Origin of the sequence: Streptomyces sp. LX-29 (assembly GCF_029541745.1) — a bacterium.
Lineage (GTDB): Bacteria > Actinomycetota > Actinomycetes > Streptomycetales > Streptomycetaceae > Streptomyces.
In genome coordinates, this window is record NZ_CP089746.1 from 7,346,770 (window position 1) to 7,365,475 (window position 18,706).

General features: G+C 70.6%; 17 protein-coding genes and 2 pseudogenes. 11 read left to right on the forward strand and 8 right to left on the reverse strand.

Annotated elements, in window-relative coordinates:
• Positions 1-11 precede the first annotated feature (11 nt).
• The 3 genes from LRS74_RS30500 to LRS74_RS30510 form a co-directional block, all read right to left on the reverse strand.
• Entirely contained in the window at positions 12-1,385 is a 1,374-nt protein-coding gene (locus LRS74_RS30500) for a Y4yA family PLP-dependent enzyme (RefSeq protein WP_277744035.1), read from the reverse strand.
• Positions 1,376-2,365, reverse strand: coding sequence for an ornithine cyclodeaminase family protein (locus tag LRS74_RS30505; RefSeq protein WP_277744036.1), 990 nt, complete (start codon positions 2,363-2,365; stop codon positions 1,376-1,378). The genes LRS74_RS30500 and LRS74_RS30505 overlap by 10 nt, the downstream gene beginning before the upstream one ends.
• Positions 2,366-2,519: 154 nt before the next feature.
• Positions 2,520-3,515 carry a TauD/TfdA family dioxygenase gene (locus LRS74_RS30510; protein ID WP_277744037.1) on the reverse strand — a complete coding sequence of 332 codons (996 nt, stop codon included), beginning with the start codon at positions 3,513-3,515 and terminating at the stop codon, positions 2,520-2,522.
• A 287-nt stretch (positions 3,516-3,802) separates the two neighbouring features.
• Here LRS74_RS30510 and LRS74_RS30515 point away from each other — a divergent pair, with 287 nt between their 5' ends.
• The 5 genes from LRS74_RS30515 to LRS74_RS30535 all read left to right on the forward strand — a co-directional run bounded on the left by LRS74_RS30515 (position 3,803) and on the right by LRS74_RS30535 (position 10,234).
• Complete coding sequence (locus tag LRS74_RS30515; RefSeq protein ID WP_277744996.1) at positions 3,803-5,356, forward strand: ABC transporter substrate-binding protein; 1,554 nt, start codon at positions 3,803-3,805, stop codon at positions 5,354-5,356.
• Positions 5,341-6,414 carry an ABC transporter permease gene (locus tag LRS74_RS30520; protein WP_277744038.1) on the forward strand — a complete coding sequence of 358 codons (1,074 nt, stop codon included), beginning with the start codon at positions 5,341-5,343 and terminating at the stop codon, positions 6,412-6,414. Before LRS74_RS30515 ends, LRS74_RS30520 begins: the two co-directional genes overlap by 16 nt.
• Complete coding sequence (locus LRS74_RS33695) at positions 6,411-7,994, forward strand: ABC transporter permease subunit (RefSeq protein ID WP_347178173.1); 1,584 nt, start codon at positions 6,411-6,413, stop codon at positions 7,992-7,994. The genes LRS74_RS30520 and LRS74_RS33695 overlap by 4 nt, the downstream gene beginning before the upstream one ends.
• Positions 7,991-9,661 carry an ATP-binding cassette domain-containing protein gene (locus LRS74_RS30530; protein ID WP_277744039.1) on the forward strand — a complete coding sequence of 557 codons (1,671 nt, stop codon included), beginning with the start codon at positions 7,991-7,993 and terminating at the stop codon, positions 9,659-9,661. The genes LRS74_RS33695 and LRS74_RS30530 overlap by 4 nt, the downstream gene beginning before the upstream one ends.
• 150 nt (positions 9,662-9,811) lie before the next feature.
• Complete coding sequence (locus tag LRS74_RS30535; RefSeq protein ID WP_277744040.1) at positions 9,812-10,234, forward strand: gamma-glutamylcyclotransferase family protein; 423 nt, start codon at positions 9,812-9,814, stop codon at positions 10,232-10,234.
• Here LRS74_RS30535 and LRS74_RS30540 read toward each other — a convergent pair.
• Both LRS74_RS30540 and LRS74_RS30545 read right to left on the reverse strand, forming a co-directional pair.
• Positions 10,231-10,716 (reverse strand): zinc ribbon domain-containing protein, encoded by a 486-nt coding sequence (locus LRS74_RS30540; protein ID WP_277744041.1) that lies wholly within the window; start codon positions 10,714-10,716, stop codon positions 10,231-10,233. The two genes, LRS74_RS30535 and LRS74_RS30540, sit on opposite strands and share 4 nt — an antisense overlap.
• A gap of 176 nt (positions 10,717-10,892) precedes the next feature.
• A complete protein-coding gene (locus tag LRS74_RS30545) occupies positions 10,893-11,603 on the reverse strand; it encodes a TetR family transcriptional regulator (protein ID WP_277744998.1) in 711 nt (236 codons plus the stop codon).
• Between the two features lie 187 nt (positions 11,604-11,790).
• Between LRS74_RS30545 and LRS74_RS30550 the strand changes: the two genes are divergently transcribed.
• Positions 11,791-12,942 (forward strand): acyl-CoA dehydrogenase, encoded by a 1,152-nt coding sequence (locus LRS74_RS30550; protein WP_277744999.1) that lies wholly within the window; start codon positions 11,791-11,793, stop codon positions 12,940-12,942.
• Positions 12,943-13,011: 69 nt separating this feature from the next.
• Here the strand turns inward: LRS74_RS30550 and LRS74_RS30555 are convergent, their stop codons facing one another.
• Positions 13,012-13,233, reverse strand: coding sequence for a DUF397 domain-containing protein (locus LRS74_RS30555; protein WP_277744042.1), 222 nt, complete (start codon positions 13,231-13,233; stop codon positions 13,012-13,014).
• On the reverse strand, positions 13,230-14,063 hold the full coding sequence (locus LRS74_RS30560; RefSeq protein WP_277744043.1) for a helix-turn-helix transcriptional regulator: 834 nt from the start codon (positions 14,061-14,063) through the stop codon (positions 13,230-13,232). Before LRS74_RS30560 ends, LRS74_RS30555 begins: the two co-directional genes overlap by 4 nt.
• Positions 14,064-14,305: 242 nt before the next feature.
• Here LRS74_RS30560 and LRS74_RS30565 point away from each other — a divergent pair, with 242 nt between their 5' ends.
• The 5 genes and pseudogenes from LRS74_RS30565 (at position 14,306) to LRS74_RS30585 (ending at position 18,504) form a co-directional block, all read left to right on the forward strand.
• Positions 14,306-14,782, forward strand: a complete 477-nt coding sequence (locus LRS74_RS30565; RefSeq protein ID WP_277744044.1) for a hypothetical protein — start codon at positions 14,306-14,308, stop codon at positions 14,780-14,782.
• 329 nt (positions 14,783-15,111) lie between these two features.
• A protein-coding gene (locus LRS74_RS30570; protein ID WP_277745000.1) for an IS5 family transposase occupies positions 15,112-15,905 on the forward strand; the annotation gives its coding sequence in 2 pieces (ribosomal slippage) (positions 15,112-15,430 and positions 15,430-15,905; 795 coding nt in all).
• 23 nt (positions 15,906-15,928) lie between these two features.
• Positions 15,929-16,308: pseudogene (locus tag LRS74_RS30575) on the forward strand (transposase); the annotation flags it as partial.
• Positions 16,309-16,684: 376 nt separating this feature from the next.
• The gene (locus LRS74_RS30580; protein WP_277744045.1) at positions 16,685-17,023 is read left to right on the forward strand and encodes a hypothetical protein; all 339 of its coding nucleotides are present in this window, start codon (positions 16,685-16,687) and stop codon (positions 17,021-17,023) included.
• A 92-nt stretch (positions 17,024-17,115) separates the two neighbouring features.
• Positions 17,116-18,504: a DUF455 family protein gene (locus LRS74_RS30585; protein ID WP_277744046.1), complete on the forward strand. Its 1,389-nt coding sequence runs from the start codon at positions 17,116-17,118 to the stop codon at positions 18,502-18,504.
• Positions 18,505-18,537: 33 nt separating this feature from the next.
• On the opposite strand, the pseudogene LRS74_RS30590 reads toward LRS74_RS30585, so the two are convergent.
• A pseudogene (locus tag LRS74_RS30590) lies at positions 18,538-18,663 on the reverse strand (IS630 family transposase); the annotation flags it as partial.
• Positions 18,664-18,706: the final 43 nt, after the last annotated feature.

Here is an 18,706-nt window from a genome sequence, read left to right on the forward strand (position 1 = left end):
GAGCGGACGGTTCAGAGGGCGGTGTGCCGGTCCAGCCGCCAGCGCCGGCGCCGGCCGTCGTGGTCGAGGACGATCTTCGGGGGCAGCGGGAGGTCGTGGAACGGCGACTCGTTGGAGTCCATCTGGTAGCCGGCGGTGTTCGGATAGACCAGCAGGTCGCCGATGGCGGGCCGGGCCGGCAGCGGCACCTTGCGCCAGCTGAGCATGTCCGACTCCAGGCAGGAGGCCCCGCCCACGCAGGCCGCGAAGGGCTGTGTGGGTCCGGTGGCCGGGGCCCGCGGCACCAGCACCGGATCGGGCAGGAACTCGCTGTTGAACCACTGCTCGCTCAGGCTCAGGCTGGTGCCGTCGACCGTCACGATCCCGTACTCCCGCGACTTGACGCCCTGGACCCGGAAGACCGTGCAGCCCGCCCGGTCCAGCAGTGCCCGCCCCGGCTCCAGCAGCAGCGCGACGCCGGCGTCGTGCAACAGCGCGCTGAGCGGGGCGCGTTCGCCGCGCGGGGTGGCGGCCAGCACGGCGCGCAGCGCGTCGGCCCCCGAGGTCGGCGAGTGGTACGGGTAGAACGAGGGGAAGCTCCGCCCGGCGTGGAAGAGCTGGGCGCGCTCTTCGGTGTCCAGGCCCGTGAACCGGTCCCAGTCGGCGCGGGCCAGGTAGTCCACCGCGAAGCCGCCGCCGATGCTGATCCGGTCGGCGGCCAGCCCCAGGGCGCGGGCCCGCCGGCACAGCGCGACGAGCTGCCCGGCGAGGTCGGCCCGCGGCTGGACGGCGTAGCCGGACAGATGGAAGGAGAATCCCTCCATCCGGACCGCGTCGGCCGCCTCCCGGCAGCGGGCCAGCGCCGCCGCCAACTCGGTGCGGTCGAAGCCGAAGCGGCTGTGCGGCTGGGCCGGCGGCAGGCCGCGCAGCAGCAGCCGGGCCGGGCGCGATCCGTGCCCCAGGGCGATCACCCGGTCCAGCTCGTCCGGCGAGTCCACGGTGATCAGGCAGCCCTGGAGCACGGCGGGGCGCAGCAGCGCGTCGGCCTTGGCGGGGCCGGTGACGACGATGTGCTCGCCCCGCACCCCGTGGCCGAGGGCCTCGCGCAGCTCGGCCGCGCTGGCCACGTCCACACCGAGGCCGGTCGCCGCGCACCGCTCGATCCATACGGCGGCCTTGTTGGCCTTCTTCGCGTAGTGGATGTGGCCCGCCGTGCCCGTCTCGTCCAGCACCGCCCGGAAGGCGGCGGCGTTGGCGTCGAAGCGGCCGGGCAGCAGCAGATGGTAGGGGCCGCCGAAGGCGTACGACAGCTCGTGCGGCAGCTCGCCGTCGAGGACGGCGGCGAGCTGCGGGTCGTCGTGCGCGGGGAGCGACAGCGGCGCCGGAGGGGTCTCCGTCACCGCCACAGTGCGACCTCCGTGCCCAGTCCGCGGGCGATGGCGAGCTCGGCGAACCGGTGGCCGAGGGCGATGTCGGTGACGACCAGACCGCTGTTGTAGGCGAAGATCCGCTCCCGGGGTCCGGTGCGGCCGCTCGCCTGCCCCGCGATCACCTGCGGGAACTCGGCGTGCACGGTGGGGAAGCGGCCGTGTTCGTCGGCCATGTCGGTCCCGGTGACGGCCATCTGCGCGGCGCTGGTGGCGATCACCCGGTCGGCCCGGTGCAGCGTGGAGGGCCGGATGCCGTAGCCGACCAGCACGCACAGCGCCCCGGGGCGCAGCCAGTCGGCCTCGACGGCGGCGGGGGTCCGCGGCCCCGCGGTGGCGAGCACGATGTCCGCCTCCGCCGCCGCGGTCCGCAGCTCGGTCACCACCTCCAGCTCCCGGTCCGGGAAGTGCGCGGCCAACCGCTCCCGCACGGCGGCGATGCCGTCGGGGTGGGTGCCGTACAGCAGCAGCCGGTCCAGCTCGGGGAGGGTGGACAGCAGGAACGGGAGGGCCAGTCGGCCCTGGGTGCCGGTGCCGATGACCAGCGCCGTCCGGGCGGCCGACGCGGCGCACTCGCGGGCCAGCAGCGCCGAGACGGCGGGCGTGCGCAGGGCGCCGATCCGTCCGCAGTCCATCATCGCGACGGGCAGCCCGGTGGTGTCGTCGTAGAGGGTGAGCGCCGTGTAGTAGTGCTGGAGTTCGCGGCCCTCCTTCAGGCCGTGTTTGTAGGAGGTCTTCACGGCCACGGCCTCCCGGGTGCCGTCGCGGCCGAGCATGGCGTAGGCGACGGAGCGGCCGTCGGCGGGCTTGACGGTGAGCTTGGGCGGGGTGACGGACGTGCCGTCGGCGAGCGCCCGATAGGCCTGCTCGACCACGGAGACCACGTCGGTCAGCGGTATGTCGATGCCGGACAGGTCGGTGGTGCTGAGGATGCGCAGCTTGGTGTCGTCGCCGGGCATGGGACTCCTCGTCAGCGGTGTGCGGTGTGCGGTGTGCGGTGCATGTGGTGCCGTGTGGTGCATGTGGTGCGGTGGGGGTGCCGGGGGGCGGCTCTCCCCACGAGGCGGGGCGGGGGCGAGGCCAGGCGGGAGGGGACCGGGCGGGGGCCGCGGGTCAGCCGGCGGGGCCCGGGGCGACCAACGCGGCCTGCCCGTAGCCGTGTTCCCGCAGTTCCTCGGGTGGCCGGGTGTGGTTGCTGGGGATGCGGACGGAGGCCCGCTTCAGCCAGCGGTCGGTCCCGTCGTAGCGGGCCCGGAAGGGCACCCGGCCGTGCACCGTCACGTCGTTGTCGACGAGCAGGATGTCGCCGGGGGTCAGTCGCACCGTGACGGTGACCCGGGCCAACTCCCGCTCCAGCCGGGCGTACGCGGCCCGGTGCGCGGGCGGCGCCTGGTCCAGCGGGGTGTAGGCGGGGTCGAAGCGCAGCGTCAGACCGGTCTCGGACGGCCACAGGGTGCGCACGGGAGGCGGGGGCAGCGCGCTGGCGCGCGCCGTGGCGTAGGAGTCGTCGGGGAGGATCGGCAGCAGCGGCTCGCAGAGCAGCGCCACGTCCGCCGGGTCGAGCGCGGTGTGGCGGATGCTGGCCGCGGTGGTCGCCACCCGGTCGTGGTTGCGGAGGCAGCCGAGCATCAGCAGATGGGCCCGGCCGGGGTGGAAGGCGTCTTCGGTGTGCGGGCTGAGCAGGACGTCGCTGCTGGCTCCGGTCTGCTCCTGTTCATGGCCGGGCGAGGGAACGATGTTGTGGACGAAGCGGCCGTTCTGCTGGCCCTGCCAGGCGATCGGCCGACCCCGCAGGGTGCCGAGCAGCAACAGGACGACGTCCCAGAAGGCGCCCGCGCGGCCCGCGGTGGACCAGTGTCCGGGGGTGGGGCCGATCGCGTCGTCGTCGACGGGCAGTCCGCGGAGCAGACAGATGCCGTCGGGCGCGTCGACGGGACGGACCAGGTGCCGGAGGGAGTGGCCGAGCGTGGCGGCCGCGGCGGGGAGGGAGTGGAGGAGTCGAGGGTGGTGGGGGGAGCGGTAGGTGGCGAGGAGGGCGTCGGCGGCTTCGGTGAGTTCTCGGATCGAGGTGGGGTCGAGCTTGCGGACGGGTGCGGGGCACGGGTCCATGTGCTGTTCCATCCGTTCCGTGGGGCCCGTGGGGGCCGAGCGTGCCGGTGATGCGTGGGGAGGGGCACGGAGAGCCGGCCGGGGAAGTCGGTCTGGAGCAACCGCTTGCCGGCCGCGCTCGATAAGGGGGATGGCGAGGGGAACGTACCAGCGCGGCAAGAGTTAGGCAAGGCTTACCTAAACGTCGAATTGGCCCTATCCTCCGTAGCGAATGCGCGGCGGGGACGCGGTCTTTGGCGCATCGAAACGAGGCAACACACGCTAGAGCGAGGACGAACGACGTGCAGATGTCGAGACGTCAGATCATGTCCACCGGCGGCGGAATCGGCGCCGCCGCCCTCATCACCGCATGCGGAGCCGACGACACCAACGGCGACTCCTCCCCCAAGCGGGGCTCGGAGAAACCGCGTTCAGGCGGCACGCTTCGCGTCGGCGCCCTCGGCCGCGCGGGAGCCGTCACCCGCGATCCGCACGGCGTGCAGTCCAACGAGAGCGACTACCTCGTCATCAGCCTGATCTACGACACCCTCACTACCCCCGGCGCCGGCCGCCGGAACACCGTGGCCCGGCTCGCCACCGACTGGCGCGCCGACAAGGACCTCAGGACCTGGCGGTTCACCCTCGCCGACGGCGCCACCTTCCACGACGGCACCCCGGTCACCGCGGAGGACGTGGTCTGGTCGCTGCGCCGACTGCGCGGCACCCCCGCCGGCGCCTCCCGGCTCCCCGGCGTCAAGGCCGCCGGCATCACCGCGGACGGCCGCCGCACGGTCGTGCTCAGGTCCGACTACGCCAACGCCGAACTGCCGCTGCTCACCCGCCTCACCACCTTCGTGCTCAAGCGCGACACCGACGCGAAGGAACTGGCCAAGGCGCCCGGCACCGGACCCTTCCGGCTCGACTGGTACCGCGCCGGCAACGCCCGGCTGGTCCGCAACGACGACTGGTACGGCGGCGAGGTCCGCCTCGACGCCATCGAGGTGAAGATCTTCGAGAGCCCGCAGGCCATGGCCAGCGCGCTGCTCGCCGGCCAGCTCGATCTCGCCTCCAACGCGGGCGCGGTCGCCGCCCGTACGGTCGCGGGGCGCAAGGACATCCAGGTGGTGCGCCGCCCGAACGACCTGGCGCTGCCCATCGTCATGCGCACCGCCGACGGCAGCCCGTTCGCCGACCCCAGGGTTCGCCAGGCGCTGCGGCTGGCCGTCGACCGCGAGGCCATGGTCAAGCAGGTCCTCAGCGGCTACGGCAGGGTCGGCAACGACGTGCTGGGCACCGGCGACCCGGCCTACGACACGGGACTTCCGCAACGCACCCGGGACCTGGACCGGGCCCGACAGCTGCTGAAGGAGGCCGACTTCGACCTGTCCCGGACCTACCGCCTGCACACCACCGAGGACGTCGCCGGCCTCGCCGAGTCCGCCACGCTCTTCACCACCCAGGTGCGCGAGGCCGGAGTCAAGGTGGAGGTGGTCAAGCAGGAGTCCGCCAAGTTCTGGGACCAGACCTGGCTCAAGGGCGACCTCTACACCACCTACTGGGGCACCAACGACTCCGTCGTCTTCTTCGCCAGCAAGACCATGGTCTCCGAGTCCGCGACGAACGAGGCCGGCTGGCGCGACGCCGAGTTCGACCGCACGTACCAGAAGGCGGTCGCCACCGCCGACGCGGGCGCCCGCGGCAAGGTGCTCGACCGGCTCCAACGGATCGAGTACGAGCGCTCGGGCTATCTGCTCTGGGGTATGGCCGACGGCATCGACCTGGCCGCCGCCCCCGTGCGTGACCTGCCCGAACTGCCCGGCTACGGGCGGGTCCAGCTTGAGCGGGCATGGCTGGCCCGCTGAATCCGGCGAAGGCGGCGGCGCACCGGCAGCGCCGCCGCCCCGCGAACGACCGGCACGACACGGACCGGGAGGCCAGCCCCCGCACGCCGCCGCGCGGCGCGCGCCTGGCCGCCCGGCTCGTCCGCGGGGCGCTGCGCTGTGGCGCCCTGCTGGCACGGCGGGCCCTGCTGCTCGCCGCGCTGCTCGCGCTGGTCTTCGCCGCCGTCGAACTGCTGCCGGGAGACGCGGCGGACGCCACCTCCGGCCACGGCGAGAGCGCGGCCGAGATCGCGGAGCGGCGCGCCCTGCTCGGGCTCGACCGGCCGGTGACCGAACGGTTCCTGGACTGGATGACCGCCCTGCCGACCGGGGACTTCGGCACCTCGGCCCGCGGCGAGCCGGTGCGCGCCCTGCTGTCCGGCCCGTTCCCCAACACCCTGCTGCTGGGCGGACTGGCACTGCTGCTCACCGTCCTCGTCTCGGTCGCCCTGGGCTGCTGGGCCGCGCTGCGCCCGCACGGCGCGGTGGACCGCACGATCTCGGCCACCGCCACCGCCGTGCTCGCGCTGCCCGAGTTCGTGGTCGCCGTCGGCCTGGTCCTCGTCCTCGCCCTCTGGACCGACCTGCTGCCCGCCGTCACCACGGCGAACGCGGAGGGTCGCCCCGCCTCCTGGGAGATGTTGGTGCTGCCGGTGCTCGCGCTGTCCATCCCACAGATCGGCTGGAACACCCGGATCGTCCGCGCGGCGCTCGCCGACGAGGCCAAGGCCCCGCATGTGGAGACCGCCGTCCTCGACGGCCTCCCGGCGCGTCGCGTCCTCACCCGCCATGTCCTCCCCGGCGCCCTCCCCGCGATCGCGGCCGGCGCCGCCACCTCCACCGGCATGCTCCTGGGCGGTGCGGTGGTCGTGGAGACCGTCTTCAACTACCCCGGCGTCGGCGGCGTCCTGGCCTCGGCCGTCACCGACCGGGACACCCCTGTCATCGCGGCGGTGGTGATGCTGACCGGCGCGGTCATCAGCGGAGTGCTGCTGATCGCGGACCTCATTCGGGACCGAGCCGCGGGAGGCCGTTTATGACCCGCCGAACACAGCCACCCGCCGCCGGCGACCCCGGCGGTCCGATACCCGCCGCCGGCGACCCCGGCGGTCCGATACCCGCCGCCGGCGACCCCGGCGGTCCGGTACCCGCCTCGGCGTCCCCGGCCCGCGACGCCCCGGCCGGACACCCCGGCCGCCCGGGGGGCGCGGCCGAGCCGGGCGAAGGTCCCCACCAGGAGGACACGGACACGGAGAGCACCGACGACCGCGCCATCGGGGCACCCGGGAGCGGGTCCGAGCGGGCCGACGGAGGGAGCGCGCCCGGCACGGCCGACGACCTCGCGCCTCATCCCGGCGGGACTCCGGCGCTCGACGTCGACGGTGTGCCCCGTCCGGGTGCCTCCGGCGACGGAGCGGGACCCTCCACGGGCGACGGCGAGGCGGGCGGCGGCGCGGACGTGCGCCCGGCCTCCGGCGGGGCCGGGACGGAGGAGGGCCGAGCGGCGGGCGAACCCACGGCCACCGGTCGGCGGCCCGTCCGGCCCCAGGGGCGGCGGACCCGGCCCCCGGCGCCCGGAGGCGGTGCCCGCGACGTGTGGACGAAGACAGCGGTCGCCGAGGCCCTCGCCCCCGGGACGGCCGACGCCGCGGCCGTGCTGGCCGGAGGGGCCGGGGCGCGAGGCGCCGACGGTACGGCGGTGCCCGGCCGGCCCCTGGCCGGTGCGGCCGGCGGGCCCGGGGCGGAGGCCGGCCGTCGGCGGTTCGGCCGGGCCCGGGGCCGGCGCGCCGGGGAGGGGCCCGCGCGTCGTCGCGGGGTGCGGGCGCTGCTCGGCGTCGCGCCCGCGCTGGTGTTCGTGGCGGTGGCGCTGGCCGGGCCGTGGCTGGCGCCGGAGGCCATCGACCAGCCGGTCGTCGTGCCGTACGGGGAGGCGGGGGCCGACGGGGCGCCGCTCGGCGGCGACCAGCTCGGCCGGGACGTGTGGTCCCGACTGCTGGCCGGCGGGCGGGAGCTGATCGTCACCTCGCTGGTGGTCGCCTTGGCGGTCACCGCGCTCGGCGCGGTCCTCGGCACGGTCGGGGCGCTGCGCCCACGGCTCGGGCGACTCCTGGAGCGGGCCGCGGACGTGCTGATGCTGCTCCCCGCCGTGTTGGGCATCCTGCTGCTCACGCTGTCCTGGCCGGACGGCGGCCGGTTCGCGGTGATCGTGGCGGCGGTGTGCTTCGGCACCCCGTACGCCGTCCGGTTCGTGGCCGCCGCGGCCGCGCCGGTGGCCACCACGGGCTATGTCGAGGCGGCGGTGGCGGGCGGCGAGCGGCTGTGGCACCTCGTGGTGCGGGAGGTGCTGCCCAATCTGCGCGCCACCGTGCTCGCCCTCTTCGGGCTGCGCTTCGTGGCCGCCGTCCATGTCGTCGCCACCGCCGGCTTCCTCCAGGTCGGCCCGCACCCCCCGGCCGCCGACTGGGCGCTGATGATCCGGGAGAACGCGCCCGGCATCCTGCTCAACCCCTGGGCCGTCGTGGCCCCCAGCATCGCCATCGGGCTGCTGGCGATGAGTGTCAACCTCACCGCGGACGCCCTGGCGCCGCGGGCCGGCCGGAAGGCGGCGGTGGTCCGGTGAGCCACGAGAAGGACTCGACGTCGGCGTATCCGACGGCGGACCCGGGCGGGGCCGACCCGCTGGTGCGGGTGGCGGGGCTGACCGTCACGGCCGCCGACGGCGGCGTCCTGCTGGCGGACGGCGCGCTGACCGCGTGGGCCGGGCGGGTGACCGCGCTCGTCGGCCCCTCCGGATCCGGCAAGACGACCCTGCTGCGGGCCCTCGTCGGGCGGCTGCCCGACGGCACCACCCGGACGGCCGGGACCGCCCGCGTACTGGGCCGGGACGTGCTCGACTGCGCCCCCGCCGAGCTGCGGGAGCTGCGCCGGCACCAGCTCGCCTACCTCGGCCAGGACCCCGGTTCGGGCCTCCACCCGCGGATGCGGGTGGGCCGGATGCTCGCCGAGACGGCCCGCGACCCCTCGAAGCCGGCCCTGCTGCGCCTGCTGACGGAGGTACGGCTGCCCGGCACCCCGGAGCTGCTGCGGCGCCGTCGCGGTGAGCTGTCCGGGGGCCAGCAGCGGCGGGTGGCGCTGGCACGTGCGCTGGCCCGCGGGCCGCGGGTGCTGCTGCTGGACGAGCCCACCGCCGGCCTGGACGCCGCGCTCCGCGACGAGGTGGGCGACCTGCTGCGGCAGCTGGCGGCCGAGCACCGGCTCGCGGTGCTCCTCTCCTGCCACGACCCGGAGTTCGTGGGACGGCTGGCGGACGAGGTGGTGGACCTGGGCGCGGGTCCGGGGCCGGCCGCGGGCTCGCCGGTCAGCGGCTCGGCGGCCGGGGGCGCCCCGGCGGGTGGAGGCTCGGAGGTCGGGGGCTCGGCGAGCGCGGGCCGTGCCCGCGTACCCTCAGCGGTCGCCCCGCCCGACCCGTCCGGATCGCCCGACCCGTCCGGAGCGTCCGACGCGTCGGGTGCCCCGGGGGGCGGCGAGGCGGACGCGGCCGAAGGGGCCGCGGCCTCGCCGGCCCTCGCGCGCGGCCTGTCCGCGCGGGGGCTCACCGCCCACGTCGGGCGGCGCCGGGAGATCGCGGTGCTGCACGGGGTCGATCTCGACGTGGAGGCCGGGGCGTCGGTCGGGGTCGTGGGCGCCTCGGGGGCGGGGAAGACGACGCTGCTGCGCGCGCTGGTGGGACTGCAGCGGCCCTCCGGCGGCTCGGTGTCACTCGACGGCGTGGCGCTGAAGCCGGGGGTCGGGCGGCGCAGCCGCGAGCAGCGGCGCCGGGTCCAACTCGTGCCGCAGGACCCGCTGGGCGCGCTCAATCCGGCCCTGCGCGTCTCCGCGGCCCTGGGGCGCCCGCTGCGGTTGCACCGCCGCTGCGAGCGGGGCTCGGTGCCCGGCCGGGTCGCCGCTCTCCTGGAGCGGGTCGGTCTCTCGGCCGAGCACGCCGACCGCTTCCCGCACGAGCTGTCCGGCGGGCAGCGTCAGCGGGTCTCCATCGCCCGCGCCCTCGCCGCCGACCCGGACGTCCTCGTCTGCGACGAGGTGACCTCGGCGCTCGACCGGGAGACGGCGGACGCGGTGATGGATCTGTTGCTGGAGCTGCGCGCGTCGCAGGGCCTCGCGCTGGTGCTGGTCAGCCACGATCTGCGGCTGGTGGCGGAGCGCACCGAGACCGTGTTGGTGCTGCACGACGGGCGGGTGGTCCGGCGGGGGGCGACGTCCCGCGTGCTGGGCTGCCGGCCGTCCTGACCCTCGTCGGGGCCGCGGCGAGGCGGGGCCGTCGACGCGACGGGGCGAGGACGGCCCTCGGCGGAACCATCCGCCACCCGGCGCCGTTCGGCGGGTGAACCGTGCCGCCGCGAGCGCGGCAGAGTGGAGTCGGAGAGGGGAGAAGGGCACGTGACGGAGGATTCGCGTCGAGCGTCGGAGCCCGCGGACGCACTGTTCGCCTACGGGACGCTGCAGTTCCCCGAGGTCCTCACCGCCCTGTTGGGACGGGTGCCGGAGCACGGCCCGGCAGAGGCCCCGGGGTGGCGGGCCGCGGCCCTGGGCCGCCGGCTCTATCCGGGGCTGATACCGGACGCCGACCGCTCCGCCCCGGGGGTGCTGCTGACGGGCCTCACCCCGGCCGAGTGGCGGATCCTCGACGCCTTCGAGGCCGACGAGTACGAGCTGCGCTCGGTGCGGCTCGCCGATGGGCGAGAGGTCCCCAGCTATGTCTGGCGAGGCGGTGAGGAGCTCCGGGAGACCTGGGACGCGACCCGTTTCCGCACCGCGTACCTGGCGGACTTCCTCGCCCGCGAGGGGCTGCCGAGCTGCTAGGCGGCCATCCGGAAGACCAGCTCGCCCGGCTCGGCCTGGGGGAGGAGGCCCTCCGCGTCGAGCCGGACCAGCGTGCCCGGGCGCACCGTGTCGGGGAAGACCCCGGCGAGGGTGGCGCGCAGTCGGAAGCCCTCCGCCATGTCGATGGTGGCCACCGTGCGCAGGCTGCCGGTGCGGCGGCGGACGACGGAGGTGTGGCGGACGGCCCCGGTGCCGGCGCTGTGCTCCCACGTCAGGTCGGTGGAGGCGCAGATCGGGCACAGCAGGCGGTGGAAACAGGCGGTCCGGCACCAGCGGCAGCGCTGGAAGTACAGCTCGCCGCGGCGCAGCCCGTCCAGGTAGACCTGGCCCGGCCAGCCGCCGTCGGCGGGCGGTGCCACGGGGGCGTCGGCGGTCGCCTCCAGGACCGGGGGTGCGTCCGGGGCGAGCCGAACGGCTGGGGCGGGGGCAAGCTCGGTGATCTCGGCCACGGTGTGGAACACGGTGTCATCTCCCTGCGCTGGGCCGGAGGACGGAAGAGAAACGGACGCTCACCGCGAGCGTATGGCACTGAGTGTCAACTGTAAAGGCACTCAGTACCCACTGAGTGGCTCAAGGGGCCCGATCGGTGCGGTCATCGGCGCTCCGGAGGGGTCCCCGGGCGCCGCGGGGCACGTCTTCAGCCGTTCGCCCCGCCTGTGCCGTCGAGTCCGGACTCGATCCCGCGGACCACCTGCCACAGGGGTGTCCCGCGCTTGGTGATCACCACCACGACGTCCTCGTCCTCGGCCTCGGCCGCGTCCCCGGCCGGGGACGCGGCGGCGGGGCCCTCGCCCGCCGCTCCCCAGGAGTGCTGGACGAACTCCAGCGCGTGGTCCACTCCCGCCTCCGCGTCGTCCTGCCCGCCCGAGCGCAGCCAGGACCGCAGCGCGTTGTTGTGCGCCGCGACCACCGCCGCCGCGATCACGTCGGCGTGCAGATCGCCGTCGGAGCGGCCCGCGAAGCGCCGGCGGAGATAGTCGGCGAGGGCGCGCTCGTAGCGCCAGACCACCGACAGTTCATAGGTGCGCAGCCCCGGCACGCTCTTGGTGAGCCGGTACCGCTGCACGGAGAAGGTGGGGTTCTCCGCGTACATCCGGAGCACCAGCCGGGCGGCGTCGCAGACCCGCGCCACCGGCTCGGGGTCCTCCTCCGCCCCGTCCAGGAAGGCCGTGAGATCGGCGAGGCAACCCTCGTGGTCGGGGAAGACCACGCCCTCCTTGGAGGGAAAATAGCGGAAGAAGGAGCGGCGCCCGACGCCGGCCAGCGCGACGATGTCGTCGACCGTGGTCGCCTCGTAGCCCCGCTCCAGGAAGAGCTGGAAGGCGGCGGCGATCAGCGCGTCCCGCATCGACGGCCTGGTGGCCGAACTCCCTGGTCCCTGGCCTGCGCCGCGCTCCTCGCCCATGCCGGGAACATAGCACCCGAAATGCCGGCCGCATTGTCGGATGGCACTGAGTGTGCATACTTGAGGGTACTGAGTGCCGTAATGTCGTGGACTTGACGTCGTCCACCGCGAGGAACCGGGGTTGCGCAGCATGAACAAGGACTTCGACCTGTACCGGCCGTTGGAGGAGCACGAGATGCTCCGGGAGACGGTGCGTGCGCTGGCTGAGGCGAAGATCGCGCCGTTTGCGGCGGAGGTCGACGAGGAGGGTCGGTTCCCGCAGGAGGCGCTGGACGCGTTGGTCGCCAGTGAGCTGCACGCGGTGCATGTGCCGGAGTCGTACGGGGGTGCGGGGGCGGATGCGCTGGCGACGGTGATCGTGATCGAGGAGGTCGCGCGGGTGTGCGCGTCGTCCTCGTTGATTCCGGCGGTGAACAAGCTGGGGTCGCTGCCGGTGATCCTGTCGGGTTCGGAGGAGCTGAAGAAGCGGTATCTGGGTCCGTTGGCCAAGGGCGATGCGATGTTCTCGTACTGCCTGTCGGAGCCGGAGGCGGGTTCGGACGCGGCGGGGATGAAGACGCGTGCGGTGCGTGACGGTGATCATTGGGTGCTCAACGGTGTGAAGCGGTGGATCACCAATGCCGGGGTGTCGGAGTACTACACGGTGATGGCGGTCACCGACCCGGAGAAGCGGTCGAAGGGGATCTCCGCCTTCGTGGTGGAGAAGTCGGACGAGGGTGTGTCGTTCGGGGCGCCGGAGAAGAAGCTCGGGATCAAGGGTTCTCCGACGCGTGAGGTGTATCTGGACAATGTGCGGATTCCGGCGGATCGGATGATCGGTGCGGAGGGCACGGGGTTCGCGACGGCGATGAAGACGCTGGACCACACGCGGGTCACGATCGCGGCGCAGGCGTTGGGGATCGCGCAGGGGGCGCTGGACTACGCGAAGGGGTATGTCCAGGAGCGGAAGCAGTTCGGGAAGGCGATCGCGGACTTCCAGGGGATTCAGTTCATGTTGGCGGACATGGCGATGAAGCTGGAGGCGGCCCGGCAGCTGACGTACGCGGCCGCGGCGCGGTCGGAGCGGGTGGATGGCGATCTGACGTTCTACGGTGCGGCGGCGAAGTGTTTCGCGTCGGATGTGGCGATGGAGGTCACCACGGACGCGGTGCAGTTGCTGGGTGGGTACGGCTACACGCGGGACTACCCGGTGGAGCGGATGATGCGGGACGCGAAGATCACGCAGATCTACGAGGGGACCAACCAGGTCCAGCGCATCGTCATGGCGAGGAACCTTCCCTAGCGGTTTTTTTGGCCCTCTCGGCACAAAGACGCCCCGGCCGGATCGGCCGGGGCGTTTCTTGCTTGGGGCTCAGGCGTCCGGGAACTCTCCCGCCTTCACGCCCTTGATGAACGCGCCCCAGGCGGTTATGGGGAAGGTCAGGGCGGGGCCCTCGGGGTTCTTGCTGTCACGGACGGGAACGGCGCCGGTGGCTGCGAATACGGGGGCCCATTCTAGGCAATTTGCGCCCCCGTTACCGCTATAGGTTGACTTGACCCACTCTGGGCGTGAGAGGTCGAGAGTGGCGCTCATGTCGGCATTGCCTCCATAACGGACCTGATGAACGTCGCCGATTCCTTCGGCGACAGAGCGTATGCCCTAAGGCGATCGTAGGCCCGCTGGTGATCTCTCACGCTCCTCGCGTCTTCGATCAGTGTTCTGGTTGAGATGCTCTCCTCCCAGGAGACTTGCGTCCCGTTGTCCAGGGTGAGCAGCGCCAGCGAGCCCCCTACGAACGCATGTCCCCCGTGTGCGAACGGTAGAACCTGAACGATGCTGGTCGGCATCAGCGCCAAGTCCGCCAGGGTGGACAACTGGGCCCGCATGACCGCCGCGCCTCCAAAAGGACGGCGAAGGACAGCCTCATCGAGAATGATCGAATGGTCTGGCGCGGCGTCCGCCCGTAACAGCGACTGACGAGCCATTCGGGCTGTAACCAGCTCTTCGATCTCGTCCGACGTAGCCCGGGGGTTATAGGTCCTGAACAGTGCGCGGGCGTAGTCCTCCGTCTGCACAGTGCCTGGCACGATCTGGCCGCTGTACTCCTGTATGGCTTGGGCCGTCGCCTCAAGTTCCATGCGACGTCGGAACTGATCGGGATGAACTTCTTTGCAGGCGAGCCGGTAAAGCTCCTGGAAGATCCCGTCTGTGCCAAAGGCGGCATCCAGCATGGCCGGTAGGTGGGGAGGTGGCATGCGCTCCGCCATCTCGATGCGTTGCAAGTGGCTCTTGCTGACCTTGACCACGCTGGCCAGGGCGTCGAGAGTCATCCCGTCGGACCGCTCTCGGTATGCACGCATCTTGGCCCCGAACAAGTGTCGGGCGGACCGATCCGGTGTCAGCTCACGTGGCCTGGCAGGCATCCCAACTCCCATCTCCCCACTTGGCATTGGGGACATCGATGGCTTTCCAGAGTACGCGCGCGCCGCAATGCTAGCGCCACAAAGAGTCACGATCGCCTCGCGTGGCCACACACGTGAGACCCCCGCGACGCGGCGAACGTCCGGGGGCGTGGCCACCAACCAAGCGGAGTTGATGACATGAGCAAACGTACCGTGCTGGTCTTCGAATCGTGCGCGGGCTGCGGGTACACGGAGGTGTCCGGGTGACTCTCCGGCAACTGCCCCCGGACGAACACGGCCGGTCGGCGTTCGTGATCACTGACAACCCCGACAGCCCGCTCAGCCGCATGGCCGACGAGTTCGACTCGGTGGCAGAAGACGAGAAAGTGTTCATGTGCAGTCAGCTCCTGGGGCACGCCCGTGACTTGCTCAAGCAGCCGAAGGTGACCGTGGAAGAACTGCGGTTCCTCGCTGAAAGGCTTGTTGAGGGGCTGCTCATGGCCATCAACGTGGCCGAGAGCCGAGACTCCCGCTCGGCGCCGATCACCCCCATGCCCATGATCGGTGATCCGGTGATGGACACGGTGACCGGCAAGGTGGGTCTGATGATGGGCTGGGAGGGCCCTCAGCAGGTACGGGTGACCCTGTATCCGCCGAATGGGAAGGGCACGCCCTGGGACACCGCCGGCTTCCGTCAGCCGACGCGGGAGGAGTGGCCCGCCTCGATCTTCGGACCGTAGAAGACTCCTGGTCCCCGCCGTCCTCGGCTACCTCGGCGGGGACCAGGTTCAACGCCCGTCCCTACCGTGTGCCAGTCACCCCCCGAAGGCGACACCGGTAGGGGCGGGTACAAGTGCACCACAGATGGATATCACGAGGTTGGAAGTGCGCACCGACTGGATGAGCCTCCCCGCAGCCGTCAGGGACACTGTGGAGTCGCGTACGGGCCCAGTGCTCTCGACGGCGACCATCGAAGAGGGGCTGAACTGCTCTCTCGCTGTCATTAAGACCGTGTCCTATGTGGTGAGGCGGGCGTTGACCGGTCACGGGGCGGGGTACGTGGGACTGGATCGTGCCGGATGGGCTGTGGGAGATCGCGAAGCCGCTGATCCCACCGTCGAAGGTTCGGCCACAGGGCGGTGGGACGCAGGACACGCCTGACGAGACGGTGTTCGCCGCGATCATCTACGTGCTGGTCAGCGGCTGTGCCTGGCGGACTCTGCCGCCGTGCTTCGGCATATCGAAGTCGACCGCTCATCGCCGGTTCCTGATCTGGTCGCGCGCTGGCGTGTGGGGAAGGCTGCACGAGGCGTTCCTGCACCGGCTCGACGACGCGGGTCTGATTGACGTGACCCGCGTCGTCCTGGACTCCGCCCATGTACGGGCGGAAAAGGGGGCGAACTCACAGGCCCGTCGCCCGTGGATCGGGGTAAGCCGGGTTCTAAGATGCACGTCCTGTCGGACCAGAACGGGCTGCCCCTCGTCGTCGGCATCTCCGCCGCCAACACCCACGACAGCGAAGCCCTGAAACCCATGGTGACCGGTCACCAAACGAGACACGATCCCCACCGCGGCCGCCACTTCAAACCCCAGCGCCTGCACGCGGACAAGGCATACGACGTTCCCCATCTGCGGAAATGGCTCCGCGGCAAGCGCATCGGCGTCCGCATTGCACGCAAGGGCATCGAGTCCAGCGAACGCCTCGGCCGCCGCAGGTGGGTGATCGAGCGCACCATGTGGTGGCTGACCGGCTACCGCCGACTCTCGCCCCGCTACGAACGCGATCCCCGCAACTACCTGGCATTCCTCGGACTTGCCGCCGCAATCTGCTGCTACAAGCGACTCGTCCGCCTCACCACATAGGACACGGTCTAAAAGGGGGCCACACGGGCCCGTCGCCGGTCGACCGGGGCCGGGCCGGCTCCAAGCACCACCTGATCACCGACGGGCACGGCACCCCTCTTGCCGTCATCCTCACCGCCCCCGCCGGAGACCGGACTCGGTCTTCGCCGACTGCGGCTACGACCACGACATCTACCGCGACCAAGTACGCGAGCGTGGGATCGTTCCCGCCATCGCCCGCCGGGGAACCCGGCACGGCACCGGACTGGGCACCTACCGATGGGTGGTCGAGCGCACCTTCGCCTGGCTCCACGGCTTCAAACGCCTCCGCATCCGCTGGGAGCGATGAGCCGACATCCACGAATCCTTCCTCCGCCTCACCTGCTGCCTCATCACCCTCAGACAGATCAACTCATTGTGTTAGGCGTTGTTAGCCGAACGAGTCGGATTGACACTGCGTAGCTAAGGTAGCTGCTCTCAGAATCCTTTCACCTGGGCAAGCGAATTGGTCCAATCGAGTGTCCTAACCGCCCTGGAGCGACTCTCCGCTTGACGGAGAGTCGCGGCCCTGCACACAATTAATCCGCGATCAAAAAGCTCGCGCGAGGCAGGGCCTATCTGCTCCGAAAGCGATGGGCGCTTCAGAAAGATACGGTGGGTGCCAACGGAGTCTTCGAACTCAACCGCCGAATCACAAGACTTATTGCAATTCAATAAAGCGCCCGCACTCTACTAGGGTAAACATTTGCCCGCAGGGGGCTTCGCAAAGCATCTCACTACATCCAGGAAGGATCACTCTGATGGCCGAAGTTAATTCTGCATACGGCGCTTGGCTCGCCTATGTCATGGACGCCAAGCGCATCGACACGGAGAAGTTGGCCGAAAAGGCAGGCATCCAGCCGACCCTCATCGACCGACTGATCCGAGGTGAGCTCTCGCCAGAAAACGCTCGCGAGGAGGTATTCAAACTCGGAGAGATCCTCCTGAGCTCCAAGCCCAGGGAGCAGATGGAGAAGGTGCTGCAAGCCCTTGAAATTCATGTGGATCTGCGCAACTGGGCAAAATCCTGCGACGGAGGCTGCTGTCAGTGGAACATCGCAACCGAAGTCTCCTACGATTCGGCGCTAGAAGTCAGCTGAACGCGTATCGCATGCCATCAGGGGCCGGTCATTGATCGGCCCACACGAGGGTGAAGATCTTCTCAGTCGAACCGAAAGAGAGGTAGTGGTTCATGCCTAAGGTTATCGAACAGGTCGCGCGCCACTTGACTATTGATCAGACATCGCACGCTCTTTGGGAGCTCTGTTATTTCGAGCGAGCCTCCGCGCACATCCTTGCCGGATGGATCGCGAAGATTTGCGAACTCGATGTCAAATTTGCGTTGGGGCGACACCTCTCACAGGACATGCATCACGCCGCCCAACTGCGCCGACGATTCGATAATTTGAACGACCTCGCCGGGGGTTCGCATCATGTTCCTTCGGGATGGCAGAGTGTAATGGTGGCGGTGGACCAAGCTTCCGACACGAGAAACCTCCTCGTGGGCCTCTATGAGGTTATTAAGGGGCACCTGCATGAGCTGTCCACTCATTATCTCGCCAATGCGGATCCAGTCGCCGATGCACACACTGTCGCCCTAGTGCGCGTAATTGACTCCGATAACTCAGAGCGTAGAGAGTGGGCCAAGCAGGCTGCAAACAGCCTGCCCCATAATCACGACTCAAACCAGTTTCAAAAGTATATCGATGAGCTCTGGCGGCATCGCTCGACCGAAGATTGCGTAGATTCCGAGCATGCGCTGTGGTCACCGCTGGATCGGGTGCCGCAAGTAGGAAGGGCGCAGAACCTCCGCAGGGGAGAGCCCGGTGCGCTGCGGCTTGTTCCCGCTGATCCCTTCCGCAATCCGAAGGACATCGGAATCTTTCTGCACAATTTCCTCAACGAGGAAATTTCAACGCTTGAACTCGTATCGCGGAACTCGTATGAGCATCCTGGCATGCCTTCCAAATTCCATCTGGATATGGCTCGCCAGGCCGGCGACGAGGCTCGGCACGCGCTACTTCTTCAAGAATTGGCTGCTCAATATGGCGTAACATACGGCGACTACCCCGTGTACGTTTCATCGTATGAGGCGCAGTATCAATTCCAGGCATGCGAGCCTGGTGGCAGGCGGGAGTTGCTGTGGCGAATTCTGCTTCGGCAGGCCTTTCATGAAGGGCTCGCGTTGGACAGCCTCGCATTCGAGGTTCGAAAGCGCGATTTTCTCGGTCAACCTGAGATGGCTCGCATTTTCGGATTCCTCCTGTCTGACGAAGTTTTCCACGCGCAGTCGGGGCTTTGCTGGAGCCGCTACCTCTGCGATAGCGAGAAGAAATCCGCGACGGAGGAAATGGCGGCAGCTCACGAATATTTCGTGGAGAGAGTGAAGAGGGCTCGAGCGCGCTTTGTTGCAGATCATATGGACAAGGCCATTGCCGAGGTGGAGATGCTTGACTGCATCGCGGAGAATCTCCCGGCGCTGCCCTTTGAGCGTGAGATTAACGTTCGTGCGCGAGAGCAAGCTGGTTATACGCCGGAAGAAGTCCAGCAGGTCATCGACTGGGGATACGCCCGCCACTGAGGATCCGCCCGGGCCCGCCGACACGACGAGCGATCGCCCGTCGTCCCGGCGGGGCCGGTAGATCGGCCTTGAGCGGTGGTCGGGTTTGTAGCAGATCAGCGCCGCGATCGAGACGCGTCTGCGGGCGCGGCCGTGAACCCGCGCCACAGGACAAGGCACGGCTGTTCCAGAACGGCACGATCGGCGACAAGGTCTTCGCGTA